Source organism: Amycolatopsis pittospori (assembly GCF_013870525.1).
GTDB classification, from domain to species: domain Bacteria; phylum Actinomycetota; class Actinomycetes; order Mycobacteriales; family Pseudonocardiaceae; genus Amycolatopsis; species Amycolatopsis pittospori.
The window spans coordinates 160,098-186,347 of sequence record NZ_JACBXD010000002.1; the positions used below are offsets into that span (position 1 = coordinate 160,098).

Annotated in this window: 25 protein-coding genes; 9 read left to right on the forward strand and 16 right to left on the reverse strand. The window is 67.5% G+C overall.

Going from position 1 to position 26,250, the window contains the following annotated elements; all coding sequences use genetic code 11:
• Nucleotides 1-9: 9 nt before the first annotated feature.
• Nucleotides 10-1,626, reverse strand: coding sequence for a hypothetical protein (locus H5J31_RS01900; protein WP_181770646.1), 1,617 nt, complete (start codon nucleotides 1,624-1,626; stop codon nucleotides 10-12).
• Nucleotides 1,627-1,657: 31 nt separating this feature from the next.
• The gene (locus H5J31_RS01905) at nucleotides 1,658-2,362 is read right to left on the reverse strand and encodes a hypothetical protein (RefSeq protein ID WP_181770647.1); all 705 of its coding nucleotides are present in this window, start codon (nucleotides 2,360-2,362) and stop codon (nucleotides 1,658-1,660) included.
• Between the two features lie 86 nt (nucleotides 2,363-2,448).
• Here H5J31_RS01905 and H5J31_RS01910 point away from each other — a divergent pair, with 86 nt between their 5' ends.
• Entirely contained in the window at nucleotides 2,449-2,955 is a 507-nt protein-coding gene (locus H5J31_RS01910) for a hypothetical protein (protein WP_181770648.1), read from the forward strand.
• Between the two features lie 66 nt (nucleotides 2,956-3,021).
• Here the strand turns inward: H5J31_RS01910 and H5J31_RS01915 are convergent, their stop codons facing one another.
• Nucleotides 3,022-4,035, reverse strand: a complete 1,014-nt coding sequence (locus tag H5J31_RS01915; RefSeq protein ID WP_181770649.1) for a DUF4073 domain-containing protein — start codon at nucleotides 4,033-4,035, stop codon at nucleotides 3,022-3,024.
• A 217-nt stretch (nucleotides 4,036-4,252) separates the two neighbouring features.
• Entirely contained in the window at nucleotides 4,253-4,939 is a 687-nt protein-coding gene (locus tag H5J31_RS01920; protein ID WP_181770650.1) for an SDR family NAD(P)-dependent oxidoreductase, read from the reverse strand.
• A 92-nt stretch (nucleotides 4,940-5,031) separates the two neighbouring features.
• On the opposite strand from H5J31_RS01920, the gene H5J31_RS01925 reads away from it, so the two are divergent.
• Nucleotides 5,032-5,892 carry a helix-turn-helix transcriptional regulator gene (locus tag H5J31_RS01925; RefSeq protein ID WP_328701345.1) on the forward strand — a complete coding sequence of 287 codons (861 nt, stop codon included), beginning with the start codon at nucleotides 5,032-5,034 and terminating at the stop codon, nucleotides 5,890-5,892.
• Here H5J31_RS01925 and H5J31_RS01930 read toward each other — a convergent pair.
• Both H5J31_RS01930 and H5J31_RS01935 read right to left on the reverse strand, forming a co-directional pair.
• Nucleotides 5,889-6,368 (reverse strand): hemerythrin domain-containing protein, encoded by a 480-nt coding sequence (locus tag H5J31_RS01930; RefSeq protein ID WP_181770652.1) that lies wholly within the window; start codon nucleotides 6,366-6,368, stop codon nucleotides 5,889-5,891. The genes H5J31_RS01925 and H5J31_RS01930 overlap by 4 nt on opposite strands.
• A 227-nt stretch (nucleotides 6,369-6,595) precedes the next feature.
• A complete protein-coding gene (locus tag H5J31_RS01935; RefSeq protein ID WP_236004505.1) occupies nucleotides 6,596-8,203 on the reverse strand; it encodes a cellulase family glycosylhydrolase in 1,608 nt (535 codons plus the stop codon).
• A 273-nt stretch (nucleotides 8,204-8,476) separates the two neighbouring features.
• On the opposite strand from H5J31_RS01935, the gene H5J31_RS01940 reads away from it, so the two are divergent.
• Nucleotides 8,477-8,920 carry an SRPBCC family protein gene (locus H5J31_RS01940; RefSeq protein WP_181770653.1) on the forward strand — a complete coding sequence of 148 codons (444 nt, stop codon included), beginning with the start codon at nucleotides 8,477-8,479 and terminating at the stop codon, nucleotides 8,918-8,920.
• 81 nt (nucleotides 8,921-9,001) lie between these two features.
• Here H5J31_RS01940 and H5J31_RS01945 read toward each other — a convergent pair whose 3' ends face one another.
• Nucleotides 9,002-10,264: an HNH endonuclease signature motif containing protein gene (locus tag H5J31_RS01945; RefSeq protein ID WP_181770654.1), complete on the reverse strand. Its 1,263-nt coding sequence runs from the start codon at nucleotides 10,262-10,264 to the stop codon at nucleotides 9,002-9,004.
• Nucleotides 10,265-10,485: 221 nt separating this feature from the next.
• On the opposite strand from H5J31_RS01945, the gene H5J31_RS01950 reads away from it, so the two are divergent.
• Both H5J31_RS01950 and H5J31_RS01955 read left to right on the forward strand, forming a co-directional pair.
• A complete protein-coding gene (locus tag H5J31_RS01950) occupies nucleotides 10,486-13,362 on the forward strand; it encodes a glycoside hydrolase family 9 protein (protein WP_181770655.1) in 2,877 nt (958 codons plus the stop codon).
• 131 nt (nucleotides 13,363-13,493) lie between these two features.
• Nucleotides 13,494-15,143, forward strand: coding sequence for a WXG100 family type VII secretion target (locus tag H5J31_RS01955; protein ID WP_181770656.1), 1,650 nt, complete (start codon nucleotides 13,494-13,496; stop codon nucleotides 15,141-15,143).
• 21 nt (nucleotides 15,144-15,164) lie between these two features.
• On the opposite strand, the gene H5J31_RS01960 is transcribed toward H5J31_RS01955, so the two are convergent.
• Nucleotides 15,165-16,670, reverse strand: coding sequence for an FAD-dependent oxidoreductase (locus H5J31_RS01960; protein WP_181770657.1), 1,506 nt, complete (start codon nucleotides 16,668-16,670; stop codon nucleotides 15,165-15,167).
• 1 nt (nucleotide 16,671) lies between these two features.
• A complete protein-coding gene (locus H5J31_RS01965) occupies nucleotides 16,672-17,589 on the reverse strand; it encodes an AurF N-oxygenase family protein (RefSeq protein WP_181770658.1) in 918 nt (305 codons plus the stop codon).
• A gap of 110 nt (nucleotides 17,590-17,699) precedes the next feature.
• On the opposite strand from H5J31_RS01965, the gene H5J31_RS01970 reads away from it, so the two are divergent.
• Together H5J31_RS01970 and H5J31_RS01975 are read left to right on the forward strand one after the other, a co-directional pair.
• Nucleotides 17,700-18,548: an alpha/beta fold hydrolase gene (locus tag H5J31_RS01970; protein ID WP_181770659.1), complete on the forward strand. Its 849-nt coding sequence runs from the start codon at nucleotides 17,700-17,702 to the stop codon at nucleotides 18,546-18,548.
• A 61-nt stretch (nucleotides 18,549-18,609) separates the two neighbouring features.
• Entirely contained in the window at nucleotides 18,610-19,656 is a 1,047-nt protein-coding gene (locus tag H5J31_RS01975; RefSeq protein WP_181770660.1) for an iron-containing redox enzyme family protein, read from the forward strand.
• Here the strand turns inward: H5J31_RS01975 and H5J31_RS01980 are convergent.
• From H5J31_RS01980 to H5J31_RS02005, 6 genes are all read right to left on the reverse strand, one after another.
• Nucleotides 19,642-19,950 carry a CDGSH iron-sulfur domain-containing protein gene (locus H5J31_RS01980; protein ID WP_181770661.1) on the reverse strand — a complete coding sequence of 103 codons (309 nt, stop codon included), beginning with the start codon at nucleotides 19,948-19,950 and terminating at the stop codon, nucleotides 19,642-19,644. The genes H5J31_RS01975 and H5J31_RS01980 overlap by 15 nt on opposite strands.
• A 58-nt stretch (nucleotides 19,951-20,008) precedes the next feature.
• Nucleotides 20,009-20,158, reverse strand: a complete 150-nt coding sequence (locus H5J31_RS01985; protein ID WP_181770662.1) for a hypothetical protein — start codon at nucleotides 20,156-20,158, stop codon at nucleotides 20,009-20,011.
• Nucleotides 20,159-20,268: 110 nt separating this feature from the next.
• The gene (locus tag H5J31_RS01990; protein ID WP_181770663.1) at nucleotides 20,269-21,057 is read right to left on the reverse strand and encodes an LLM class flavin-dependent oxidoreductase; all 789 of its coding nucleotides are present in this window, start codon (nucleotides 21,055-21,057) and stop codon (nucleotides 20,269-20,271) included.
• A 14-nt stretch (nucleotides 21,058-21,071) separates the two neighbouring features.
• On the reverse strand, nucleotides 21,072-21,836 hold the full coding sequence (locus H5J31_RS01995; protein ID WP_181770664.1) for an ABC transporter permease: 765 nt from the start codon (nucleotides 21,834-21,836) through the stop codon (nucleotides 21,072-21,074).
• Between the two features lie 9 nt (nucleotides 21,837-21,845).
• Complete coding sequence (locus tag H5J31_RS02000) at nucleotides 21,846-22,610, reverse strand: ABC transporter ATP-binding protein (RefSeq protein ID WP_181770665.1); 765 nt, start codon at nucleotides 22,608-22,610, stop codon at nucleotides 21,846-21,848.
• Nucleotides 22,610-22,942: a PadR family transcriptional regulator gene (locus H5J31_RS02005; RefSeq protein WP_181770666.1), complete on the reverse strand. Its 333-nt coding sequence runs from the start codon at nucleotides 22,940-22,942 to the stop codon at nucleotides 22,610-22,612. The genes H5J31_RS02000 and H5J31_RS02005 overlap by 1 nt, the downstream gene beginning before the upstream one ends.
• Nucleotides 22,943-23,120: 178 nt before the next feature.
• On the opposite strand from H5J31_RS02005, the gene H5J31_RS02010 reads away from it, so the two are divergent.
• Nucleotides 23,121-24,929, forward strand: coding sequence for an APC family permease (locus tag H5J31_RS02010; protein WP_181770667.1), 1,809 nt, complete (start codon nucleotides 23,121-23,123; stop codon nucleotides 24,927-24,929).
• Between the two features lie 49 nt (nucleotides 24,930-24,978).
• On the forward strand, nucleotides 24,979-25,560 hold the full coding sequence (locus H5J31_RS02015; RefSeq protein WP_181770668.1) for a hypothetical protein: 582 nt from the start codon (nucleotides 24,979-24,981) through the stop codon (nucleotides 25,558-25,560).
• A gap of 6 nt (nucleotides 25,561-25,566) precedes the next feature.
• Here the strand turns inward: H5J31_RS02015 and H5J31_RS02020 are convergent, their stop codons facing one another.
• Nucleotides 25,567-26,034, reverse strand: coding sequence for a hypothetical protein (locus tag H5J31_RS02020; RefSeq protein ID WP_181770669.1), 468 nt, complete (start codon nucleotides 26,032-26,034; stop codon nucleotides 25,567-25,569).
• Between the last annotated feature and the right edge of the window lie 216 nt (nucleotides 26,035-26,250).

A 26,250-nucleotide genomic window follows, 5' to 3' on the forward strand; every position in this document is an offset into this window, starting at 1 on the left:
TCTTCTCCCCTACTGGCTGACCCGGCGTTGCCGGCGAAGCAGGCCGGCCTGGGTGATGGGCGCGTTGTTGTTGCCGGAGATGGTGATGTCCTGGTTGACGACCACCGCGGCCTGTTCCTCGAACTTCGCGGTGGAGTAGCCGGCGTCACCGAGAAGCTTCCCGATCGCGGGGAGCAGCCTGCTCTCGATGATCTTCTCGTAGCGCTCGATGTCGACGAGCTGGAAATAGTCGGCGAAGAGGTTCACCGAGGCGAGTTCCCGCAAGCTTTGCGCGACCCCGTAGCGGTCGGCGTCGATCACACCGTTCTCCCGCTTCGGAGGCCGGATCCACGACACCAGGTTCAGCAGTCTTCCCGGCAGGCTCGCCGGCAGTTTCAACCACATCAGCAGCCCCTGGGCGAGGGGTCGCAGGGAATCGGGACGCATCTTGTCGACCACTCGGTACTCCGCACGGATCGGCGGCAGCACGAAGGGCGTCCATTCCAGGTAGAGCGTGGTCTCGTCGACGGCCAGGTGCAGGAACGTGGAGAGCACCAGGTCCCTGTCCCACGTCTCGACCTCGAACCGCTGGTAGTAGCGCGCCCATTCGCGAGGTTCCTCTTTGAGGTGAGTCACTTCTGCCGGTGTCAGCCGCGTGCTGGGCGGTTCGGTCAGCGTTTGGAGGTAGCTCCGCGATTCGGGACTCGCGAGGTGATCGATCAGCTCGGCCGCCGGGGTGAAGACCATGTCGGTCACGCGCAGTCCGGAAAGGCGGCGATCAGGCGAGAGCGGTCCCGCCGTGCGCAGCCGCTCGATCGCGGCACGGACTCCGTCGTACAGCATGGCCGTCGAGAGCGGCCGAAGCTCTCCGGCATCCGGATCGCGTTCCAAGGGAATCGCCATCGACCAGGCACCGCGGCGGAATCCCGCACCGACAAAGGGGTTGTAGCCGCGATACACGACGAGAGGGGCGCCAGGGACGCCGTCCAGCCGTTCCGCACCGTGATAGCGGCCGAGTTGTTCGCTGAAGTCCTCGGTGAGAAAGCCGGTCATGCCGGGGACGCTCGAGTCGGCGTTCGCTCCGCGCCTGAATCTGGTGCTCAGCAGCTGCCACAAGGTCCACCGCTCATACGCCACGATGCCCCCTGCGGCGAGGGCGAGAATCACCGCGATCACCAGCCGGACGGTGTCTCCCTCCGACGGCAGCCCCCTGAGGAAGCTGGGGCCGCCGTCGAAGATGTCGTCGGCGTTCTCGACCATCAGGAGCAGGAAGGGGAACAGGAACAGCAGCAACATCACGCCCTTCGGGTTCCACGTTCTTTCACCTCCCGGCTTGACGCTGCTGAGCCACCCCGGAATCGAAAAGAGCACGGACAGGCCGATCCACGCGTAGAGCAGGGTGCTCCCCCATCCCAGGCCCACCACGAAGAGCATGACCAGGATGAGAAGCCCGTCGTAGTTCTTGCGCCGCGCTCGGGCCCGGATGGCTTCGGCGAGGACCTTTCCCGCGTCCAGTCCCGGCGAGGGCGGCACGGGACGGGTCGGCTCGACCAAGAACTCGCTGATGGCGCGGCCACCGTACGCGGGGTCCAAATAGGACGCCGCACAGAGATATCTCGTGGTGTCGTCAGCACCGGGGGCAGACATGTGTTCCTCTCAAGTGGTTTTGGCTCCGCGGCTACGGCGTCGACTGATCCACCATCGTCTGTACGATCGACGCGGTCTCCGGCCAGCTCTCGGCGGGCCCGTGCGCATACACGAAGAACTCGATGCCACCGGCCCGCCAGTACACGGCGCGAACGTGACGACGACCCTCGGGCGCGTTCCATTCGAACTGCCAGTCGACAGCCTCCTGGGCCCGCACCGACGTCGGCGTCAGAGCGTGAAGAACGTAACCGGAACGCTTCGAGACCTTGCGTTCGTAATCGGCGTGATAGTCGAAGATGCTCGAACTGTCGGTCGGAGGCGCCCCGCCGAACTTGATGACGCGGCGGTCGTCGAGGGGATCCGTGGCCTGCTCGCTTCCGGGTTCGGAGAGCGTTTTCGTCGGCCAGCCGCGGGGAATCACGGTTTCGAGCCCACCTGGCCCGTTCACCCGTTCCATGGACAGCGGTAACGAGTTTCCGCCGCCCGACGTCTCGGTGGTCGAAGGTGTCCGCGTCACCGTGGTCACCGGCGGAGGTCGCCGCGTCTCGGCGGTGGTGGTCGGAATGGCAGGAGGTTCACCGGTGCCGGTGAGATTCGCGGCGACTTCCGCCGGCCCCGTCCCCGGGGGACGGTCGAACAGCGCCCATGTCACTCCGACCAGGGAAGAGCACACCAGATTCACCACGACGGCGACAGCCGCGAGCCGCCGACCGTCGAGTTGCGCGATCCCAGGCATCCGACCCCCTCGTCGATCATTGCATTCTGCAAGTTGCAGACCGTAGCACGACGCCAAACAGGATCGAATAACGTTTCGGAGGATCCGTGTACGAAGAATACTCGCAACGACTTACCGAACTGGAACGGTTATTGGCCAACAGTCCGGCGGATTACACCTTACGACATGAAATGGCCACGGTTCTTTATCGGCGCGCGTCGGAAGCGCGTAGCGTCACACGTGATCATGGGCCGATACTGACCACCAGCCGTCAGCGAGAACTCTGCCGCGAGGCCGGCCGACGCATCCTGGATCTCCAGGTGAACGACCCCGAACTCGAGACGAGCGCACGAGAACTCCTTGCCACCGTGGAAAACGGTGACCGGTGGGTCTGGCAGCCCGCCGGCCCCGCCGCGTTGTCCGTCGCCGCGTTCTTCCTCGGCGGACTCGGCCTCGTCCTCCTGTCCATGGCGTCCGGCAGCATTCCGCTCGCCGTGGCCTCGGCCCTGCTGAGCAGCGCGCTACTGGCGGTCGTGATTCTGCGGTGCCGGCGACAACAGTGGCGAGTCGAAGCCGACCAGAAGTATCCCCTGATCCAGCACCACGGAATCTGATCCCGCCGGCACGCCATTCATGCGTCTTCAGCACTGAAAGCGCAGAGAAAAGTGGTCATTCGGATTTCAGAGGCTGTCTCGCAGCGGCACGGTGATCTGCTTCAGCCAGGTGCCGGTGGTGAAGTCGCGCGCCTTGATCACCACGGCGCGGTGGTACACCTCTACCTGGAGGCCCTGGTTGAAACCGCCGCCCAGGGACACCTCGCCGCCCTTGCCGTCGTCCACCCAGCCGGTCTGCACGGCTCCGGTGTTGACCACCGTGAAGCCTTCGAGATTGCCACTGCCCGGAACGACCCGGCGGGTGACCCAGTCGGACAGGTTGAGATCCCAGTGGGTGTGCCCGGAGAACAGGAACACGTCCCGGTATTTGCCGAGCACCGCGAGCAGGCGGTCGGCCTGAAGGTAGTCGCCGAGGTAGAGCTTGTTGCGGGTACCGGACACGGTGTTCGGCAGCGGGTGATGGGTCAGCACCATCACCGGCTTGCGCCACCGGTCCCAGTACGCGAGACGCTGTTCCAGCCAGGTGAACTGCCGGTCACTGAGCCAGACCTCGTCCCAGAGCTTCGGGTCGTGGTACTTGGCGTAGCGCTCGGTGCCCAGGCACAACACCGGCACCCCGCCGAACGAGGTCTCCGAGTAGACCGTGTTGCGCCTGGCGAAGTTGTAGAAGCTGCGGAACAACGACTCCTCGGTGGTGCCGTTGGGCCAGGTCTCCTGCGCGAGCGTGTCCGGGTCCCGCCACTTCGGCACGTAGAACTCGTGGTTGCCGATGGCCCAGGCCACGTTCTTCGGATGCGGGTGCTTGTCCAGCACCGACCGCACCTGCGCGTACTCGAAGTCGTAGCCGCGCGGGGTGATGTCCCCCGCCACGCCGAGCCCGGCACCGCGCGGGTTGGTGACCTCGATGTCGTTCAGCGCCTTGCCGAAATCGGCGAGGTCTCCCTGGATGTCGCTGATGATGTTGAACCGCACGGCCGGGCCGAGCGGATCCCGGCCGGGGGCGGCCTCCGCCGGAGCGCCGAGCACGGTGGTCGCGGCCACCGCGCCACCCGTGGCCAGCATGAACGACCTGCGATCCATCGAACACCCACATTCAGCTACACCCGATACCGACGGGCCAAAGGTAGGACGTCTGAAGTGATCACCGGTGACGTCGCACGAGCCAGAGCGTGTACGCGAAGGGAACTTCAGGCTCCTCAGATTAGTACGCATGTGCGTATGATCTACGGGTGTAGCTGCTTTCGGCCGAGCGACCGCGCCTAACCGGCCGACGAAGATGTCCTTGTGCGCCTTGGCCTTACCAGCGCAGCTCCCCGGCCTCGTCCTGGAAGGTCCCCGTCGGACCGTCCACGTCGAGAGTCGCCAAGCGCACGACGACCCCGGCGCTTTCCTCCGGTGCTCGCCCGATCCCGAAGGCCGCGGTCATGTCGGTGGCGGTGGGGCCGGGTTCGAGTGCGTTGAACTTGATGCCCGGCTCGGACTTGGCGTACTGGACCGTCAGCATGGTGGCGGCCGCCTTGGACGCGGAGTAGAGCGTCAGCGGCAGATGGAATTCCGGCCGGTCGGGGTTGTTCACCGCCCAGAACGAGCCGGCGCTGCTCGACACGGTCACCACGGTCGGATTCGAAGATTCGCGCAGCAGCGGGAGCGCCGCCTCCGTGACGCGCACGATCCCCACCGCGTTGGTGTCGAAGACCCTCAGAGCCGTGGGGCCGTCGATGACGTCGCTCTCGAGGACGCCCGCGTTGTGCACCAGAACGTCGAGCCTGCCCTCGGCCGAACCGATCGTTTCCAGGGCGCTGGCCACCGACGCGTCGTCGGTCACGTCGAGCTGCACGAATCGCGCGCCGAGCGACGCCGCGGCCTTCTCGCCGCGCTCGAGGTCGCGCGCACCGATGTAGACGACGTGTCCCAGCGCCAGAAGCTGTTTGGCGGTTTCGAAACCGATGCCCTTGTTGGCGCCGGTGATCAAGGTGACGGTCATGGCTCTCCTCGCGAAATACGCGGCCCGGATGGACCGTTGAGGACGGTATGAGCAGCTATCCGCCTCAGCCAGAGCCCTCTCGAACCCGGGGTGTGGCAGGACCCCCTCTGTCCACCTCGAACGCCCTCGGTGCGTTCCTTCGGGCCCGGCGCGAGCTGGTCACACCCCAGCAGGCGGGCATCCCCGATGTCGGCGTACGGCGGGTACCCGGACTGCGGCGCGAGGAGGTCGCCCTGCTCGCCGGCATCAGCGCCGACTACTACCTCCGGCTGGAGCGGGGCCGCGATCGCAACCCGTCCCCGCAGGTACTCGAGTCGATCGCCCGCGTCCTACGGCTCGACGACGACCACCTCGCCCACCTGCGGCTCCTGGTCGCGGAGGCACCCCGGCAGCGCGGACGGCGACCGGCCGAGGAGATCCCACCGGCCGGCGCGCTCAAGCTCTTGGACTCCCTCGCCCAGCCCGCCTTCATCGAAGGCCGGTATTTCGACATCCTGGCCTCGAACGCCCTCGCTCGGGCGCTCTCCCCCGGTCTCGCCGCAGGCGGCAATCAGCTCAGGGACCTGTTCCTGGATCCGGAGCAGCAGGCGCTGCATCCGGAGTGGAAGAACGTCACGGAATGCTTCGTAGCGAACTTGAGGCAGTCCGTGGGCAACGACGTCGACGATCCTCGCTTCGTCGAACTCACCGGAGAACTCGCCGAAGCGAGTCCACGTTTTCGCGAGCTGTGGGCACGCCACGAGGTCCGCGGGCAGCGCGGGACGCCGATCCGGCTCGATCACCCGCGGGTCGGAGAACTGACCCTCAACCGGGAACGACTGGGCATCGGCGGAACCGAGGGCCTGATGCTCGTCGTGTTCCACCCGGACGCCGGGTCCGCCGACGCGGAAAAGCTGGATCTCCTGGCTTCGGCCGCACGGTCCACGTCGCCCGCCATGGCCTCGGTCTCCTAGGCGGTGGCGCTCTGCAACTTCAGCGGATCACGGGGCGCCGACGGCTTCGCGTCGAGCATCCGCCGCCCGATTTCCTGCAGACGCTTACGCCCCATCGCTTCACGCACGTCCGGGAACCACTCCTCTTCCTCCTCGTCGACGTGGTGCCGGACGCTCTCGATGAGCACGGTGACCTTCGCGTCGAACCGCTCGTTTTCGGGATCCATCCCGGCCAGCTCGCTCAGCATCCACACCACGACGTGGTGTTCCTCCACGCTTTCGAGCACGTGATCCTTCGTATCCGGAACCGCCTCCCGGGCGACGGGATAGAAGATCTCCTCTTCGAGGTAGGCGTGCACCGTGAGTTCCTCGATGATCGAGTCGACGATCTTCCGCTTGGTGACGTACGCGTTCGGACCGGCCTTTTCGAACTCCTTGAACAGTTTCTCGACGGTGTCGTGATCGTTCTTCAGCAAGACGATGGCGTCGGTCGACATGGTGTCTCTCCGATTCGGCGAGTGGCGATATCCAGTCCGGAACAGAAAAAGGGGCACGCCCCGCCGGCCCGGTTCTGGACCGGCAGGGCCCGGATCGCGCACCCGTGCGAACGACCCACACGAGGTGTTTCCATTCCGCTTCGGGATAAACCCGATATCCCGAAAGAGCTCGAATCCCGGGCCAGCGTTTCAGGTGAGCGAGCGGGCCCCTGACACGCCCGGAACCTTCAGCCGGCAACGCACGAAGCACCGTTGAGGGCGAACGCGGACGGCGCGGTATTGATGCCGGTGTGCGAAGCGGTGAAGCCGAGGCTCACCGACCCGCCCGCCGGGATGGCCGCGTTCCAGCTTTCGTTGCGGGCGCTGACCCCGGCCCCGCCCTGGGTGGCGATGGCGCCCCACATCTGGGTGACCTGCTGACCGTTGGCGAACGACCAGGCGACCGTCCAGCCGTCGACGGCCGAGGTCCCGGTGTTGCGGATCGACACCTCGCCTTGGAAGCCGCTTTGCCACTGGCTTCCGACCTTGTAGGTCACGGCGCAACCGCCGCTCTCTCCGGTGCGCGTGGTCACCGCGACGAGGGCGGAGCGAGTCGACTTGTTGCCGGCCGCGTCCAGCGCGTAGACGGCGAAGCCGTAGCCGGTGGACGGGCGCAGACCGGTGATCGCCGCCGAGGCGCCGGTGGACGTCGTCGCGACCGTCTCGGTCACGCCGTCGACCCGGACGACCTGGTACGAGGTCACGCCGACGTCGTCGGTCGACGCGACCCAGGAAAGGCTCGCGGAAGTGGACGTCACCGCGGAGGCCACCGGCGTGCCGGGAGCGGTCGGCGGCGTCCTGTCGGCCGGGCCCGTGCTACCGCCGAAGACGCTCGCTTCGCGCGACGTGGCCTTGATTCCGTTGGCGCCGTTGAAGATGCGCTGCCCCCACGAAGTGAGCTGGGCGGCGTTGAAGTCGGTGACCATGTCCAGGTATTCGACGCCGCCGCCGTTGCCCGACCACGACCAGCCCAGGTAGCCCAGCTGGAGCCGCTGGGTGGTGGCGAGGATGGTGTCCTCGTCGGGGTTGCCGTCACTGTGGTCGAAACCGAACTCCCCCACGACGATCGGCAGCTTCGCGGCCACGAACCGGTTCAGGTAGTCGTCGATCTCGGCCGCCGTGTCGAAGACGCCGTACATATGGACGGAGAACACGGTGTTGGCCTGCGGGTCGGCCGCGAAGACGGACGCGGCGTTGTCGCGCATGGTGAACGACCAGTCCTGGCCCCACGTCGGCGCGTCGACCATCAGCGTATGTGTCAGGCCGCCGGAACGCAGCGCCTGGATGGCGTTCTTGGTGTCGCCGGTCCAGGCCGGGTAAGTGGTGTTGCCGTACGGCTCGTTGCCGATGTTCACGATGACGTACTTCTCTTGACCGACGAGCGCGCTCTTGACGCCGAGCAGGTACTCGGCCGCGCGGGCCAGGGTGACGGCACCGCTCTGCTCGCCGTAGCCGGTGGTGTCGTGCACCTCCAGCACGCAGATCACCTTGTTGGCCTTGCACTGGGCGACGACGCCCGCCACCTCGGAGGCCTCGTTCCTGGTCCACCGGTCGCCGGAGCTGAGCACCACCCTGACGGTGTTGGCGCCCAGCGCCTTGATGTCCTTCAACGACTGGGTGGTGGTGCTCGGGTACCAGGTGTGGGCGTGGTTGACCCCGCGCATCACGAAGTCGTTGCCGTTGGCGTCGAGCAACCTGCCGTTGCCGACGTGGAATCCGGCCGCGGCCGAAGCGGCGGATGCAGGGATAGCCACCGCGGCCAAGGCGACCGCCAGGAACATTACCCATTTCTTCAACATGGTTTCCTCACCGATGTCGGCATTGACAGTGAAGTGCGCAGAGCCGAAACGAGCAAAATGAGGGTGATCTAAGCCTCGGCGGTCGAGCGGCCGGCGAAAACCAGGGAGCGCTCCCAGAACAGGACCGTAGCGCCGTCGGAATGGCTTGTAAAGAGCCGTCGAATCGCCGACGGCTCCGGCCTGCCGAGTCGAGACGCACACCACACGCGTGAACCCGGCGTCGCCGGGGTATCCGTGCGTGTCACCCCCGACAGACAGAGGAGAAGCACCATGGTCGAAGTCACCCGGCGTTTCACCGTCGCGACATCGCCGGACGCCGTAGTGGACTACCTGCGGGACTTCTCCCGTGCGGTCGACTGGGATCCCGGCACGATGTCCTGCGAACGCATCGACGCGGGCCCGCTCGCCGTCGGCGCGAAGTGGCACAACGTTTCGAAGATCAGCGGTATCCGCACCGAGCTGACCTACGAACTGACCCGTCTCGAGCCCGGCCGGATCGTGTTCGTGGGCACGAACGACACCGCGACCTCGACCGACGACATCACCATCACCGCCGGCGAACGACCCTCGACGACGGAGTTGACCTACCACGCCACCATCGAGTTCTCCGGGGCCGCGAAACTGGCCTCCCCGATCGCCAAGGTCGTGTTCGAAAAGGTCGGTAACGACACCGAGAAAAGCCTTACTCGCATCCTTGGCGACGTCGCGGACTGAGCCCAGGGCGACAGACCCGGCCAGCGGGCATGCCGAAGGGCCCGTCGCCGGATCGGTGGCGGGCTCTTCGGATCCTGCGGGTCAAGCGGCGGCGCGGTGAAGCGTGTTGCGCCGAGGTTGTCGTAACGGGTCCCGATACTGGGGCGGGATGAACTCCGGCAATCCATCCGCGGCCATCCGCACCTCCCACTCACCATGGTGAATCAACCGATGATGAAAACCGCACAGCAGCACCAGGTTCCGGAGATCGGTCCGCCCGCCGTCTGCCCAGTGACGAATATGGTGAGCGTGACAATTCTTCGGCCGCCGACAACAGCCCGGGAACGCACAGCCCCCGTCCCGGATGTTCAACGCCCGTCGCTGGCCCGGAGTCACGAACCGTCGGAGCCGCCCCACATCAAGCGGTTCTCCCGCGGCGTTCAACACGACCGGCAGCATGAGACAGTCGCAGGCGGCCATCCGCGCCTCGCGGGCCGTCATCTCCCCGACGAAATCCAAACAGGCTTTCCCGATCCCGGTCTTCAACTCGTCGAGACCGACGGTCACGTGGATCAGGGTCCGGTAGCCGCTGGTGCCCGGCTGATCCGGGCAGGCGATCGCGAGATCCAGCAGTTCGGCCCAGGCGTCACCCTGCCGCTCGGCCTTGGTACGCCAATCAGCCTCGCCGAACTCGTCGACTGGGCGAGGCTTCGCATAAGCCTCAAGCGCGGCCGCGGTACGAGCACCCAACTCATCATCGAGCAGGCCCTTGATCTTCCAGAACCCGTCCTTACGGCGTTCCACGGTCAGTTCACGACGCGGCTGAGCGGGTTCGGGATCCTTCGGCTCCGCACCGTCAGGATCCAGCAAGCCCAGCAGAGTGTTCCCCAGCCCCGAAACTTCACTGGGACCCGCGTCCCGAGCCAGGTCGACGAGGGTCTTCTCCGTACGCTCCCGATCCTCAGCCGACACCTCAGCCGGGATCTCCTTCAAGATTCCCAGGACCTGCTTGATCCGTTCCTGCCCGATCGCACCGTCGGACGCCGCCACAGCCGTAGCCGGTGCGAACGCGGGAACCTCACGGCCGTCGAGAGCGCGCGTGGGATTCAGATCGATCGCCTGATTCACATACGGGCGCGCCTCAGTCTGGGACAAACCGGCGATATCGGCGAACCAAGCCAACGTCGTCCCATACCCGTACAAATCCTTGCAGCCCCGAGACTCGATCTCCGCCAAATACCGACCCAGACCAGCAGAGGCGACCCGCATCACCTGCAAGAACTGCTGCACGCCATGAGCAAGCTCCAGCTTGCCGGCGCGCCACAACTCCTGCGGCAACTCGGGAAGGAACGTCGTCTCGGACACGCCCCAAGAATACCAGAACCTGTCGAACACGTGTTCGCAATGGCGGGCAATAATGAAAGTGGTCCGAATAACCCCGAAGGGTGATTCCGCCACGCTAAGCCGACCGCGGACAGACATCCGCGTCCCACCCACCCTTGCGAACCAAGGACCCCCTGCGGTAAGACTGGGAGCGCTCCCAGGCAGTTCGTCGACCGTCAGAGCAGACGGAGGAGACCAGTCCGATGAGATCGCTTCCCCTTCCCCGCCGATGCCGCCACGCGACCGCCGCCCTGACCCTTGTCGTCCTCACCGCGTCGCTCGCCACCGGCACGGCCCACGCCGCCGACTACCAGCGGATCCTCAACGGCGCCTTCGACTCGGGTACCGCCGACCCCTGGTGGGCGAGCGCCGGGGTGACCAACCGTGTCGTCGACGACGAGCTGTGCGCGTCGGTCACCGGCGGCACGGCGAATCCCTGGGACGCCTTGATCGGCCAGAACGGTGTGCCGTTCGAGGCCGGACAGCAGTACACGATGTCCTTCGACGCCTACGCCACCACACCCCAGCCCATCGCGGCCAACGCGGGCGAAGGGGTCAGCCCCTATCGAGGGATCGCCCGGCACGAGGTCCAGCTGACCACGAGCAAACAGAAGTACACCTTCACCTTCACGTCGGATCTGGACTTCCCGGACTCGGGTAGCGGCCAGATCACCTTCCAGCTCGGCGGCAACGCGGCGAACAACACCGTCTGCGTCGACAACGTCTCACTGGTCGGCGGTGTGATCCCGCCCGGAGGTCCGGCCGCGCCGACGAAGAAGGTCCAGGTCGACCAGGTCGCGTACCTGCCGGGTCTGCCGAAGCACGCCACTCTCGTGTCCGACGCGTCCGCCGCGCGGACGTGGGCGCTGAAGAACTCCGCGGGTACGACCGTCGCCACCGGCCGGACCACGCCGAAGGGAGTCGACTCGCTCTCCGGTGATCCGGTCCACCTGGTCGACTTCTCGTCCTACGACACCGCGGGCACGGGTTACACGCTGACCGTCGGCGCTGAGACCAGCTTCCCGTTCGACATCTCCGCCGACCCGATCAAGAAACTTCGGTACGACTCGCTGGCGTTCTTCCACCATCAGCGCAGTGGAATCGAGATCGGAGCGCAGGACGTCGGCGCCACCTACGCGCGGCCCGCCGGCCACCTCAACGTCGCTCCGAACCAGGGCGACGACGACGTGCCCTGCCGGTCGGACCTGAATTGTGGCTACACATTGGACGTGCGCGGAGGCTGGTACGACGCGGGCGATCACGGCAAGTACGTCGTCAACGGCGGCATCTCGGCGTGGCAGGTGCTCAACACCTACGAGCGCGCCAAGCTGATCGGTGACACCGCCGCACTCGGCGACGGCAAGCTCGCCATCCCGGAAAAGGCCAACGGGGTGCCCGACATCCTCGACGAGGCACGCTGGGAGGTCGAGTTCCTGCTGAAGATGCAGGCGCCCGACGGCATGGTGCACCACAAGATCCACGACGCGAACTGGACCGGCCTGCCCACGCTGCCGCACCAGGACGGCCAAGTCCGCCGGTTGTCGGCGACCAGCACCGCCGCGACGCTGAACATGGCGGCGGTCGCGGCTCAGGCGGCCCGGATCTGGAAGACGATCGACCCGGCGTTCTCGGCCAAGGCACTCACCGCCGCGACGAGGTCGTACGCCGCCGCGAAAGCCACCCCGGACAAGATCGCCGACCCGGACGACGGCACCGGCGGCGGCTCGTACTCCGACAGCACACTGACCGACGAGTTCTACTGGGCCGCCGCGGAAATGTACGCGACGACCGGCGAACCGTCCTACCGCACGGACGTCACCGGCTCAGCGCTCTACAAAGGACAGTCGATCACCGATCGCGGCTACGACTGGGGTTCCACCGGTCCGCTGGGTGACATCACGCTGGCACTGGTGCCCACCGGCCTGCCGACGTCGGACGTCGCGGCGATCAAGACGGCGTTCGTCGCCATCGCCGACAAGCATCTGAACCAGATGGCGTCGCTCGGTTATCCCGCGCCGTACCGGGAACCGGATGGCAAGTACGTGTGGGGCTCGAACGGCCTGATCGCCAACAACGCGTCGGTGCTCGCGCTCGCCTACGACTTCACGGGTGCGGCCAGATACCGCGAGGGCGTGTTCGAAGCGCTGCATTACCTGCTGGGCCGCAACCCGGTGAGCTATTCCTACGTCAGCGGTTACGGCGGGCAGCCGGTGCGCAACGTCCACCACCGGCACTGGGCCAACCAACTCGATCCGACGACGCCCATCGCACCGCCCGGGGCGCTTTCCGGCGGTCCGAACAGCCGGCTGCAGGACCCGGTCGCCGCGCGCCGGCTTCAGGGCTGCGAACCGCAGAAGTGCTTTGTGGACCACATCGAGGCGTACTCGCTCAACGAGGTCACGGTCAACTGGAACTCGGCGCTGGCGTGGATCGCCAACTGGGCGGCGGAGAAATCGGTCTCACCCGACGCCACTCCGCCGACCACGCCGGGCACCCCGATGGCGTCCGAGGTGACCGGCACGGGTGTGACGCTGACTTGGACGGCTTCGAGCGATCCGGAGAGCGGGGTCGAGAACTACGAGGTCATCTCGATCGAGGGTGACACTTCGCGTGTGGTCACCACCGTCACCGGGACATCCGCGAAACTGACCGGGCTGCGGCCGAACGCCGCGTATCGGCTCGCCGTACGGGCCCGCAACGGGGCGGGACTCAGGTCGGCGTCGTCCGGTGTGGTCTCGGTGACGACCCGGCCGGACGGCCAGACGTCCTGCAAGATCGCCTATCGAGCAAGCGGGTGGAACACCGGGTTGTCCGGGAACGTCACCATCACCAACACCGGCGGCACGGACTGGGATTCGTGGACGCTCCGGTTCACCTGGCCGGGCGATCAGCGAATCACCCAGGGCTGGTCGGCGATCTGGACACAGGACGGCGCCGCGGTCACCGCGACCCCCACGTCGTGGAACAGCCGCGTACCGGCGGGTGGTTCGGTGCAGATCGGGTTCAACGCCTCGTCGACGCCGCCCCATCCGGAGCCGATCGGCTTGACGATCGACGGGCAGGCCTGCTCGCGAGGATGACCTGACCGGTCGGGCGCTGTCGGCGTCCACACCATCACGGGAACCGTTGCCCGCCCGCCCGCGTCAGAACGCGACCTACCGCGAGGCACCGGGCCGGTAGGTGCACGCGCCCGCTGTCCGAGGAGGAGCCGATGCCGTTCCTTGATCCCGAACCGCTCTACGCCAAGCTCACCTCGGGCGACGCGGCGGGCATCGTCGAGGTCGGCGCCTCCATCGCCGACGCCAAGGCGTCGTTGCGGACCGTCGCGGGCGGGATCTCCGACGGCGCGCTGCGGGCGGCACGTTCATGGCGCGGCACGGCGGCGGCGGAGTTCGTCGGTAAGGCGAAGAAGTCCTCGCGGGCCGTCGCCGAGGTGTACGAACAACTCCACACCGCGGAGTCGGCCATCGAAGGCGCCGCGAAGGCGTACACCGCGCTGCGGACGTCGGCCGAGACGGCCATCGCGCCTTGGCGCGAGCTCGGCCTGAGCGACCTCGCCGAAGCGCCGGAAATCGCCATGCGGACCGTTCGGGCGCTGACCGTCGCCCAGCGGAGCTACGAAGGCAAGCTGAACGCGCTGGCGGCGACCACCGACGGAGGCGGCGGTGACGGCTGGGACAGCGACGGCAACGCCCACATCGGCGGCGTCGATCCGGGACAGCCGTGGACGTCGCAAGGTTTGGCCTACGACGGCGAGAACCTGCTCGTGGGCTCGTATCACGACGGTGATGGGGATGGGAGCGGTGACAGTCCGATCGGGCCCGGGCTGACGCCGAGCCGGCTGACCTACGTCGACTACGAGACCGGCGAAGAAGCGGGGAACGTCTATCTCGACGGTAACGGCGAAGTAGGCGCGCCCACGCATACCGGTGGGGTCGCCACGGACGGCAAACACGTCTGGGTGTCGTCCAACGAACACGTGTACGTCTACGACAAGGCCGAACTCGACGCCGCGCAGGACAGCGGTGTGCCCGTCGACGCCGTGGACGTGGTCCGGACCCCGGCCCACAGCTATGTCACCTACGCCCAGGGCAAGCTCTTCGTCGGCGACTACGGCAACAACCGGTTGTACGAAATCCCCGTCGGCGAGAACGGCTCACCCGAACCGGACAAAGCCGGAGAACCGATCGAGACACCGAACAACGTCCAGGGTGTCGTGGTGCGCGACGACGAGTTCATCTTCTCCTCGTCCGACGGTCACAGCGGCAAGTTCTACCGGCAGGACCGGACGCCGGAATGGTACGACTTCAACGACCGCGAGGAAATCGAACTCAAAGGCGGCGAGCCGGGCAACGAAGACGGATACGACTCGCACGGCGTCGAAGAGGCCGTCGAGATCGACGGGGAAATCGTGCTGGCGCACGAATCCGGCGCATACGGCTACCAGAAGAACCCGGGCGAGAAGTGGGACGAGCCGGAACTGACCAGGATCTCCTTGGAGGAACTCGGCCTGGACCCGGACGGCGCGCTCTCCCCCGGCGACGCCGGATACGAAACCGATCCCGACTCACTGGTCGGTGCCGCGGGTGTCCTGGACGAGGCGACATCGACGTTGCGCAGTGCCGCGGGCGCGATGTCGCGGCTGCAACTGGCGTCGCACCTGCTCGGCGAGGTTCCCGCCGCCGCCACTTTCAGCGACGCGCTGACCGAGCACGTCTCCGCGGCCGGCGACCGGCTGACCGCGGGAGTGGAAACGATCGGCGGCATCGCGGACAGCCTGGTCACCGGCGCCGACACGTACCGGCGGATCGAGGACGGGATCGGCGAGGGATGGGACGCGCTCGGCAAAGTCCTCCTCTGACCGGGAAAGCCCGGCCATGACTCAACGCCCGCGGATACGTGCGGCCAGCGCGGCGAGCGGCGACCGTCGTGTTCGCACCGGGAGCCGCCCGGACGTGATGTCCTCCAGCAGGGTCGCGACGGTTTCCCGGGCGCAGGTGCGGTTCGCGCCGATCCCGCCCGAGGGACCGCGTTTGATCCAGCCGACGACGTAGGCGCCGCTGCGGTCCTCGACGCGGCCCGCGGTGTTCGGAATCGTGCCTCGGCCTTCGTCGAACGGCAGGCCCGGCACCGGCGTTCCGCGGTAGCCGACCGCGCGCACGACCTGGCCCGCGGCGATTTCGACCGGCCCGTCCGGACCGGTGACACGAAGGCCGCGCACCTGCGTGTCCCCCACTATCCCGGTGGGAGCGGAGTGAAAGCGCAGGACGATCCGGCGTGAGTCCGCGGCCGGCGGCGCGGTCCAGTCGACGGCCTCGCGGCCGAGTTCGCGCAGCAGCTTCGCTTTGCCGGTGCCCGCGTCGATCACGGCCGCGGTACGCGGATCCCCGTCGTCGACGACGAGCGGCACACCGGCACGCTGTGCCAGCGCGAGCAGTTCCGGCGAGGTGTAGGCGGCGTCCTCCGGCCCGCGCCGGGCGAGCAGGACGACCTCGCGGACCTTGCTCGTACGCAACCGTTCCAGCGCGTGCCGGGCGATCGTGGTGCCGGTCAGGCCGTCGGGATCGGCGGTGAGGATCCGGGCCACGTCCAGGGCGACGTTGCCGGTACCGATCAGCACGACGCGTTCCGCGGACAGGTCCACCGCGTTCGCGGGCACGTCCGGATGACCGTTGTACCAGCCGACGACGGTGGTCGCGGCGATACTGCCGGGCAGGTCCTCGCCGTCCAGGCCGAGGTCGCGCGCGGACGAGGCGCCGACGGCGTAGACCACGGCGTCGTGCTGCTCGGCGAGTTCGTCGACCGTGACGTGGCGGCCGACCTCGGTGCCCAGGCGCATCCGCAGCCGCGGATGCTCGTGGAGCCGCGAGAAGGTTTCACCGATCCGCTTCGTGGCGGGGTGGTCCGGGGCGACGCCGAAGCGGACGAGCCCGCCCGCGACCGGCAACCGGTCGATCAGGGTGACCCGCGCGTTCGTGTGCAGGAGCAGATCCTCGACGGCGTACATGCCGGCCGGACCGGTGCCGACGACGGCGATGTCCGGCGGCGTGAAATCGCTCGGGATGGCCCGGTCGAAGGTCGGCGGGCTCCAGCGGTGGAAGTTCGGCGCGGGATCGGCCGCCGTCCCGGTCTCGCGGCCGGCGTAGTACTCCGCGTTGAGACCCGCGTAGACCTGCAGCGATCCGGTCAGCAGATCCGCCGGGAAGATCGCGTCCACCGGGCAGGCGTCCGCGCACGCCCCGCAGTCGATGCACGTGTCCGGATCGACGTAGAGCATCTCCGTGGTGCCGAAGTCGGGCTCGTCCGGTGTCGGGTGGATGCAGTTGACCGGGCAGACCGACACGCAAGTGGCGTCGCTGCAACAGGTCTGAGTGATCGCGAAGGCCATGTCAGATCAGGTTCGCCCGCTTGTAGAACACCAGCGCGGGCCGGGTGAGCAGACCGCACGAGTTCAGGAACTCCATCAGGCCGGCGCAACTGGACCGCATCATCGCCTTGTGGTGTTCATTGGTCTTCGCCTCGCGCAGCGCGCGGGCGCTGTCGAGACCCGCGTTCTCGTAGACGTCGCGGTTGACCATGCTGCTGACGATGAAGTACGACGCGATCGCGACGACCAGCGCGTTGATCCGACGGCGCAGGAAGCCCGCGCCCTTCAGCTGTTCTCGCGTTTCTTCCCGGGCGAACTTCATGTGCCGGGACTCTTCGACGACGTGGATGTTGTTGATGGTGCGCACGAACGGGACCACCCGCTCGTCACGCATCCAGTCGCGCTGCATCACGTCCAGGACCTCTTCGGCGACGAGGATCGCCGCGTACGCCGCTTCGCCACTGGCCGTCGCCTTGAAGACGCGGCCGAGCTCGACGGCGAGCCGGCGCGGGCGATACGGCGGCGCGCCGAGTTTCTCCGCACCGCGGGCGAACATGATCGAATGGCGGCATTCGTCCGCGATCTCGGTCAGCGCCCACTGGAACGCCGGGTCGGTCGGATCCTTGGCGTAGAAATCGCGCAGCACCATCTGCTGCAGGATCATCTCGAACCAGATACCGGTGCTCGCGACCGAGGCGGCCTCCTGACGCGTGAGCTCCTTCTGCTGCTCCGGGGTCATCTCCGCCCAGTAGCTCGTGCCGTAGAGGGTGCTCCACTCCGGGCTGGCGCCATGGAAGTCCTTGTCCAACGGGGTCTCCCAGTCCACCTCGGTGGCCGGGTCGTAGGACAACATCGCGGAGGAGTCGAGGAGCCGCTGCGCGGTCTCCTGGCGACCGGCGGCGGCCGCTCCCGCGGTACGCGGCATATCGGTGCTGGTCATACGGACCCTCCCTGGCTGCGTCGGCAGAGTGTAGATTTAGGCGTTACCGTGATTCACTGTTACCCAAGGTAACACTTAAATGGCCGCGCCGCGAGTACGGAGTCCCGATCATGACCGCACCCCGCCGAGTCAACTCCTTCGATCACGACGGGCTCACCTTCGACGTGCGCGACACCGGCCCGCTCGACGGCGCCGTCGTCGTCCTGCTGCACGGATTCCCGCAGACCGGAGCTTCGTGGGCCGAGACCGCCGCACTGCTCAACGAGCGGGGATACCGCACGATCGTGCCCGACCAGCGCGGCTACTCGCCCCGCGCGCGTCCGCGCGGCCGCTTCGCCTATCGGTCGAGCCGCCTCGTGGGCGACACGGTCGCGCTGATCCACGCCATCGGCGCCGGACCGGTCCATCTGGTCGGCCATGACTGGGGCGCCAACGTCGCCTGGACGACCGCGGCCCAGCGGCCGGCGCTGATCAAGTCGCTGACCAGCGTCTCGGTCCCCCACGCGGGAGCGTTCCTGCGTGCGATGCTGACCAGCGACCAGCTCCTCCGGTCCTCTTACATGTTCTTCTTCCAGATCCCCTGGCTGCCCGAACTCGCCATCCGGCTCCGGCCGCGGGTGCTGGACCGCACGCTCGCGAAAACCGGGATGACCGCGGCCCAGATCGACCGGGTCCACCAGGAGATCCTCCTCGGCGGAGCCTTGACCGGCGGCCTGAACTGGTACCGCGCGATGCTCCTGCAGCGCCCGACGGCCCTGCGCACCCGGGTTCCCGCGCCGACCACGCACGTCTGGAGTGACGGCGACTCGGCCCTCTCCCGTCGCAGCGCCGAACTAGCCGGCCACTACGCCGCAGGCGCCTACCGGCTGGAGATCCTGACCGGCATCAGCCACTGGGTCCCCGAAGAGGCCGCGACGACACTGGCCGACATCATCGACAGCACAGCGGCTTCCGGTTAGAAGCCCGCCCACGGGGTATCCGGCGCTGAGTCACGTCCGTCTGGAAAGGACCTTGTGTCACATGCGTTCACCCCAGCCACGTGGTCCGATCAGCGCCACTCTGCTCGACCGTCTCACCGGAACGCCGGGCGAACTCGCGATTCCGGGCACCGACCTTCCCGGCGAGTCCCCGGAGACGGCCCTGTCGGACGAGGACCTGCAGCTGAGTCTGTGGGTCTGCTATGAACTGAGTTACCGCGGATTCGACGGCGTCGACCACGCTTGGGAAACCGAACCGACACTGCTCGCCCTCCGTACGGAGCTGGAACAGCGGTTCCTGGCCGCCCTCCGCCACCGGGTCGCGGTCCCCACCGCACCGGACGCCGCGTCGGTGCCGTCGGCCCTCACCGCGTTGATCGCCGCCGACGACGGACCGGAACTCGCCCTCTATCTGCAACGCGAGGCCACATCCGAACAGTTCGCGGAATTCGTGGCCCATCGCTCGCTGTATCACCTGAAAGAGGCCGATCCGCACAGCTGGGCCATTCCCCGCGTCGACGGGAAGGCGAAAGCCGCGCTGGTGGAGATTCAGGCGGACGAATACGGCGGTGGCCGGTTCGAGCGCATGCATTCGGAACTGTTCCGCGCGATGATGCGCGATCTCGGGCTCGACGCCACCTACGGCGCGTTCCTCGACCGGGTTCCCGCGGTGACCCTGGCGGTCAGCAACACGATGTCCTTCTTCGGTCTCCATCGGCGATGGACACCGGCACTGCTCGGGCACCTCGCGGTGGTCGAGATGACGTCGTCCCTGCCGAACAGGCGCTACGGCAACGGCCTGCGCCGCCTCGGTCACGACGCGAAGACCACCTACTTCTTCGACGAGCACGTCGAGGCGGACGCCGTGCACGAACAGATCGCCGCCAACGATCTGTGCGGCGGTTACGCCCACGACCATCCCGAGTCCGCGGGAGACATTCTCTTCGGCGCCGCGTGCGCGCTCACCGCCGAAGCCGCCATGGCCGATCACCTGCTCACCCGATGGGCAGCAGGCGAGAGTTCGCTACTTCGCGACAGCGCGGGGGTCGGCGCCGAAGGTCCGGTCCACGCCGCCTCAGCGGCGCGGTGACTCGTCGGCGGCGTCCACGTCCGGCCGAAGCGGATCACGCGACGGCCCGCTGGCCGCGCGGAAATTCGCGACCTTGTGCGTGCCGTCGCAGAACGGCTTGATCGCCGAGCGGCCGCAGCGGCACAGCGCGACCGGGTCGCGCCGTGCCTCGATCACCTCACCTGCCTGTGATCGCAACTCCACCGGCCCGCGCACCAGAAGCGGCCCGTTCTCGCACGGGGTGATCGTCACCTCCGCCGACGGCGAAGGGCGGTCCGGTCGTTCGGCGGGACGTTCAGGGCCAGGCTGGTTCATGGTCCCCGGCTACCCCCTGCGCGGTATGGCCACACGCCGCCCGGGAGGAGACCTGAGGCTACGCCGAGGTCGCGAGACCGGCTTCGAGGTCGATGTCGCGCTTGTCTTCGGCGTGCGTCCTCGACACCATGTTCGCGACCAGGTCGAAGATCGGCGTCGCCTCCTCAGGGAAGGACACGCTCTGCTGGTGCGCGCTCTCGGCGATCATGAACTGCTGCTCCTCAAGGGTGAAGGCTACGTCGACCGTTCACTCTAACGGCCGCACGACGCTCACGGGCCGTATTCGGAATCTTCGCACGATCCCGCCGCGGACGTTGGTCAGCGGGCGAGCGCGGCGATGAGCACGCCCGGATCGGGGTTCTGCGAGGTGCACTGCAGGATGACCGAGGTGGCGCCGGCTGCGGCCAGCTCGGCGACGAGATCGCGGGCGCGGTCGCCCAAGGCGGGGATGTCCGGTTCGATCTCGGCGAAGACGGTGACTTGCGGCGCCGGTCGCCCCGCGGCCTCCGCGGCCTCGGCGACGCGGGCGGCCTCCGACGCGACATACGCCGGTGTGACGAGCCCCGCGTCCAGGAGCACTCCGTCGCCTACCTCGCCCGCGAGCGCGACCGTCTTCGGCCCGCGCCCGCCGATGATGAGCGCGGGTACCTGCTCCGGCGGCCAGTCCAGTGTCACTGCGTCAAGCTGGACATACCTCCCGGCGACGCTGACGGTCTCGCCGTGCAACAGCCGCCGGACGGCGTCGGCATGTTCACGCAGCAGGGTCATCGGCGATGCCGCACGCGCGCCGACCTGCGCCATCCAGTCGAGCACCCCGTGCCCGACGGCGGGGACGAACCGGCCGGGGAACAGCCGCGCCAGCGTGGCGATCTCCATCGCGACGGCGGCGGGGTTGCGCAGCGGTACCGGCAACAGCCCGATCCCGACGGTCAGCCGCTCGCTCCAGGCCAGCGCGGCCGCGGAGGTGGAGATACCGCCTTCGAGGAAACAGTCCTCCCACAGCCACAGCTCGTCGATCCCGGCCTCATCGGCCGCGACCACTGTCGCCCGCAACTCTTCCGGCGGCGACTGCGGACGGAACACCACACCCACGCGAACTTCGGACATGTCCGCCAGCTTAGCTACCTGGAGATCCGGCGGCCGTAGGTGATCATGGCGAACACGTAGGCGACGACGAGGAGCCCCGAACACCAGGCCAGAGCGATCCAGAGATCGACGCCGACAGGCTGCTGGGTGAACAGGTCGCGGATGGCGTTCACGATCGACGTCACCGGCTGGTTCTCGGCGAAGGCGCGCACCGGGCCGGGCATCGTGCCGGTCGGCACGAACGCGGAGCTGAGGAACGGCAGGAAGATGAGCGGGTAGGAGAACGCGCTCGCGCCGTCCACGGATTTCGCGGAAAGGCCGGGGATGACGGCCAGCCACGTCAGCGCCAGGGTGAACAGGAGCAGGATGCCGCCGACCGCGAGCCAGGTCAGCACTCCGGCGCTCGAGCGGAAGCCCATGAGGAGGGCGACGCCCATGACGATCACGAGCGAGATCAGATTGGCGGCCAGCGAGGTCAGCACGTGCGCCCACAGCACGCCCGAACGGGCGATCGGCAGGGACTGGAACCGCTCGAAGATCCCGCTCTTCATATCGGTGAAGAGCCTGAGCGCGGTATAGGCGACGCCCGAGGCGATCGTGATCAGCAGGATGCCGGGCAGCATGTAGTTCACCGAGGAAACCGCTCCGGTGTCGATCGCGCCGCCGAAGACGTAGACGAACATCAGCATCATGGCGACCGGCATCATCGCGGTGGTGATGACGGTGTCCGCGCTGCGCGTGACGTGCTTCATCGATCGTCCCAACAGGACGGTGGTGTCGCCGAAGAAATGCCTGCTCATGGTCATCCCCTACTTGTCCGCGCCGACGATGGCCAAGAAGACGTCTTCGAGCGAGGGCTGCTTCTCGACGTACTCGACTTCGGCGGGCGGGAGAAGCCGCTTGAGTTCGGCGAGCGTGCCGTCGACGATGATCCGTCCTTTGTGGAGGATCGCGATCCGGTCGGCGAGCTGTTCGGCCTCGTCCAGGTATTGCGTCGTCAGCAGCACGGTCGTTCCGTGCGCGGCGAGCTCTTTCACCGCGCCCCACACCTCGAGGCGGGCTTCGGGGTCGAGCCCGGTGGTCGGCTCGTCCAGGAAGATCACCGACGGATTCCCGATGAGGCTCATGGCGATGTCCAGTCGGCGGCGCATCCCACCCGAGTACGTCGACACCCGCCGCGCGGCCGCGTCGGTCAGCGAGAAGCGTTCCAGCAGGTCGTCCGCGATCTTGCCCGGCCGCTTCAGATGCCTCAGCCGGGCGACCAGCACGAGGTTCTCGCGCCCGCTGAGGATCTCGTCGACGGCGGCGAACTGTCCGGTGAGGCTGATGACCTCGCGAACCTTCGCCGATTGCGTCGCGACGTCGAAGCCGTCGACACTCGCCGTCCCCGCGTCCGCCTCGATCAGCGTGGACAGGATTCTCACGACCGTGGTCTTGCCGGCCCCGTTGGAGCCGAGCAGGGCGAAGATGCCGCCCCGCGCCACGTCGAAGTCCACCCCGCGCAACACAGGCAGTGTTTGGTACGACTTCTCCAGGCCTCGCACCCGGATCGCCCGGGTTTCCGGCGTCGTCATCAGATCGTTCCCCCTTCACGGAGCCTGTCCAGGCGTTCCGAAAGAAAGCTCCACGTCTTCCAGAACTCTTCGAGGTGCTGTCGTCCCTGCGCATTGAGGGAGAAGACCTTGCGTGGCGGCCCCTTTTCGGAGGGGACCTTCTCCACGTCGACGAAGCCGCGCTGCTCGATCCTGACCAGCAGCGCGTACACCGTGCCCTCGGCGATGTCGGAGAAGCCCTGCTCGCGCAGCCACGCCGTGATCTCGTAGCCGTACGCCGGCCGGGCGGACAGGATCGCCAGGACGAGTCCTTCCAGTACGCCCTTGAGCATTTCCGTCATCTGCTTCCCCACCGAACGCGCCTCCTCGCACTACTAAGCGACACTGACTACCGGTACATAGTAACACTGACTAGCGAAAGAGCAAGGGCGGATCTCCGGAGTGTCAGTTTGCTGTCGGGTTCACCCGGACAGGTGTCAAGAACCCGTCAACGTCCACGAAGCGAGGAGAAGCAGAGCCCACGCTGACGGCGTGACCACAACACTCACCCGGACCGAGAGCGGCACCGACCACACCGAACGGCACCGCCTTTCCGTCGTCGGCGGGCTCGCCGCGCTGTCCCTGGACGCGATGGCGTCGGTCGCCTACGGGCCCGAGGCCATCGTCATCGTGCTGGCCGTCGCCGGCGGCGCCGGATTGGGCTTCACCCTGCCCGTCACGATCGCGATCGCCGTACTGCTGGGTGTCTTGACGCTGTCCTACCGTCAGGTGATCGCCGCGTTCCCCGACGGCGGAGGCGCCTACGGGGTCAGCCGGACCTACCTCGGGCGCCGGGCCTCACTGGTGGCCGCGGCGTCGCTGATCGTCGACTACGTCCTCAACGTCGCGGTCTCGGTGGCGGCGGGCGTGGCCGCGCTGACGTCGGCGTTCCCCGGTCTGCTGCCGTACACGCTGTGGCTGTGCCTCGGCGTCCTGGCGCTGGTCACCGGCGTCAACCTGCGAGGCATCGCAGAAAGCGCCCGGGTGTTCGTCGTGCCCACCGTCATCTACGTCGGCGCGATCCTGACCGTGATCGTCGCAGGGCTTTTCCGCTCGGGCCCCGCGGCGGAGCACGCCGCGCCGGAGCACGCACAGAACCTGCAGATGGTCGGGATCCTGTTGCTGCTCAAGGCTTTCGCGAACGGGTGTGCGGCACTGACCGGAGTCGAGGCGATCGCGAACGCGGTGCCGTCGTTCCGGAGGCCCCGGGTGCGCCGCGCCCAGCACGCGGAGATCGCCCTGGGCGGCCTGCTCGGCGTGATGCTGATCGGGATCGCCGTGCTGATCGCGAAATTCGGTATCCACCCGGTGGACGGCGTCACCGTGCTCTCCCAGGTGACCACGGCGTCGCTGGGCGACGGTTTCGGTTTCTATCTCGTCCAGTTCTCGACCGTGGTGCTGCTCGCCTTGGCCGCGAACACCTCCTTCGGCGGCCTGCCGGTGCTGGCGCAGTTGCTGGCGAAACACAACAAGCTGCCGCACGTGTTCGCCCTCCGCGCGGAACGCCAGGTGTACCGCTACGGCGTCGGCTTCCTCTCGATCACCGCCGCCCTGCTGCTCGTCCTCACCGACGGCGACATGAACACACTGGTCCCGCTGTTCGCGATCGGGGTGTTCGTCGGGTTCACGCTCTCCCAGTTCGGGATGGTCCGGCACTGGCGGCGCACCCGCCCTCCCGGATGGCACGGAAAGGCGACGCTCAACGGCTTCGGCGCGCTACTCACCGGCGTCGCCGCCGTCGTGGTGACGACGACCAAGTTCGCCGAGGGTGGCTGGCTGATCGTCCTCGCGCTGCCGCTGCTGGTGGCGGCCATGGAATGGGTGGAACGCGGCTACCGCCGGATCGGCGAGCGCCTCGAACTCGGCATGACCCCCACTCCCCCGCGGCCGGACCGCTCGGTCGTGATCGTCCCCGTACACACGGTTTCCCGCCTGACCCGCGACGCGCTCGCCGCCGCGCTCTCACTCGGCGACCACGTCGAAGCCGTCCACGTCACCCACCCCGAAGACGAGCGCGCGGCACGGGATTTCGTGGCCGCCTGGGAAAAGTGGCATCCCGACGTGACCTTGGTCCAGCTCCACGACGAACGGCGGCGACTCGGCGAACCGCTCCTCGAGCACATTCGCGGCGCCGGCGACCGGCACGTCTTCGTGCTGATCGCCGAAGTCGAACCCGCGCACTGGTGGGAACGGATCCTGCAGAACCAGCGTGGCGCGGTCCTCGCACACGCGCTCCGGCGCCGCTCGGACGCCGTCGTCTGCCGAATGCGCTTCCGCCTGGAAACCCGTCCGCGGCGGTAGCCGGTCGCCGGAATTCGCAGTTCCGGCGCGCGAAGGATAGATTTCGTGGATGGACAGATCCTGGGGGATTCTCGCCGCGTTCAGCCTGCTGCTCGCGGTCTCGGCCTGTGGTCCGGACGAAAGTCCCGCACCGCCGGCGTCGTCGTCGTCGAGCAAACCGTCGCCGAGTAGCACTCCGCCCACTTTCACCCCCACGGTCTCCCCCGCGAAGGTGACAGCGGCCTGCCCGTTCCTCGGCGCCGACGAACTCAACCGGATCACCGGCACCACAGCGGATACCGTCGCCCAGGAAGAGGCACCCGGAACGACCGAGGACGCGCCTCAGTACACCTGCGCCTACCTAACCGGCCAACAGCTGTCCGAAACGGCGCCGAGGCTCTATTTCTTCGCCCTCGACCAGGTCGAGCCCGACATTCCGGTCTCCAGCACCGCCGAGAACTGCCCCACCTCGAGCACCCCGCTGCCCGGAGTCGGGGACGCGGCGATGTACTGCGCCCTGGACAACTACTGGACCACGATCGCCATCGCCAAACGCGTCCACGGAGAGACCAGGATGGTGAATCTCCACCTTCATGAATACCCGAAGGACGTCTACGTCCGGGTTGCGAAACTGCTGGCCGAGCGGCTGTGATCCGCTCTAGCCCGGCGGCTGCTGAGCGGGCGGTTCGGACTGCGGCTGAGCGGGCTGGGCGTAGCCGGTCTGCGGAGCCTGGAACCCCGGCTGCGCCGCCATCGGGTAGGCGGCAGGCCCGGAATACGGTGCGGGGCCGGATTGCCGGGCCGGCCTGCCGGCCTTGATGACCGTGATCGCGACCAGCAGCCAGGAAAGCGCCGTGGCGACGTCGAGCGGGATGCCGACGCCCAGGAAGATCAAGCGGATCTCGTCGGCGCTGAGGTCCTCGCCCCAGGACGGCAGGTTCGACACCACGAACGGCCAGACGATGCCCGCCACCGTCGTGAGGAGCATGACCACGAAGGCGCCGACCATCAGGCCGGAGACCCCCCTGGAGCGTCCTTTGATCGAAAAGATCAGGCCGAGCAGACCCACCACGAGTATCAACGCTCGCGGGATGGTTTCGATGCTCGTGTACGCAAGGGGTGACATGTCCGCCTTCCACAGCGCTCCGCCGGAGATCGAGACGTCCGGGCGGACAGATCCTATGCGGTGACGACATCCCGCGTGGCGCGTTCAGCGAAGAACCCGGAAGGCCGCGCGCCGCCTGGCCGTACCGTCCGAACACGTTACGCCGTCCAGCGGTAAATTTGTTGTCGCCTTTGACAAATTCCACTCACCGAGGCGACCCTGGAATGGTCTGAACAA

Coding starts and splice junctions, on each gene's coding strand:
- H5J31_RS01900 (WP_181770646.1), bottom strand. CDS start 1,626: ATGTCTGCCCCCGGTGCTGACGACACCACGAGATATCTCTGTGCGGCG.
- H5J31_RS01905 (WP_181770647.1), bottom strand. CDS start 2,362: ATGCCTGGGATCGCGCAACTCGACGGTCGGCGGCTCGCGGCTGTCGCC.
- H5J31_RS01915 (WP_181770649.1), bottom strand. CDS start 4,035: ATGGATCGCAGGTCGTTCATGCTGGCCACGGGTGGCGCGGTGGCCGCG.
- H5J31_RS01920 (WP_181770650.1), bottom strand. CDS start 4,939: ATGACCGTCACCTTGATCACCGGCGCCAACAAGGGCATCGGTTTCGAA.
- H5J31_RS01930 (WP_181770652.1), bottom strand. CDS start 6,368: ATGTCGACCGACGCCATCGTCTTGCTGAAGAACGATCACGACACCGTC.
- H5J31_RS01940 (WP_181770653.1), top strand. CDS start 8,477: ATGGTCGAAGTCACCCGGCGTTTCACCGTCGCGACATCGCCGGACGCC.
- H5J31_RS01950 (WP_181770655.1), top strand. CDS start 10,486: ATGAGATCGCTTCCCCTTCCCCGCCGATGCCGCCACGCGACCGCCGCC.
- H5J31_RS01955 (WP_181770656.1), top strand. CDS start 13,494: ATGCCGTTCCTTGATCCCGAACCGCTCTACGCCAAGCTCACCTCGGGC.
- H5J31_RS01960 (WP_181770657.1), bottom strand. CDS start 16,670: ATGGCCTTCGCGATCACTCAGACCTGTTGCAGCGACGCCACTTGCGTG.
- H5J31_RS01965 (WP_181770658.1), bottom strand. CDS start 17,589: ATGACCAGCACCGATATGCCGCGTACCGCGGGAGCGGCCGCCGCCGGT.
- H5J31_RS01970 (WP_181770659.1), top strand. CDS start 17,700: ATGACCGCACCCCGCCGAGTCAACTCCTTCGATCACGACGGGCTCACC.
- H5J31_RS01975 (WP_181770660.1), top strand. CDS start 18,610: ATGCGTTCACCCCAGCCACGTGGTCCGATCAGCGCCACTCTGCTCGAC.
- H5J31_RS01980 (WP_181770661.1), bottom strand. CDS start 19,950: ATGAACCAGCCTGGCCCTGAACGTCCCGCCGAACGACCGGACCGCCCT.
- H5J31_RS01985 (WP_181770662.1), bottom strand. CDS start 20,158: ATGATCGCCGAGAGCGCGCACCAGCAGAGCGTGTCCTTCCCTGAGGAG.
- H5J31_RS01990 (WP_181770663.1), bottom strand. CDS start 21,057: ATGTCCGAAGTTCGCGTGGGTGTGGTGTTCCGTCCGCAGTCGCCGCCG.
- H5J31_RS01995 (WP_181770664.1), bottom strand. CDS start 21,836: ATGAGCAGGCATTTCTTCGGCGACACCACCGTCCTGTTGGGACGATCG.
- H5J31_RS02000 (WP_181770665.1), bottom strand. CDS start 22,610: ATGACGACGCCGGAAACCCGGGCGATCCGGGTGCGAGGCCTGGAGAAG.
- H5J31_RS02015 (WP_181770668.1), top strand. CDS start 24,979: ATGGACAGATCCTGGGGGATTCTCGCCGCGTTCAGCCTGCTGCTCGCG.
- H5J31_RS02020 (WP_181770669.1), bottom strand. CDS start 26,034: ATGTCACCCCTTGCGTACACGAGCATCGAAACCATCCCGCGAGCGTTG.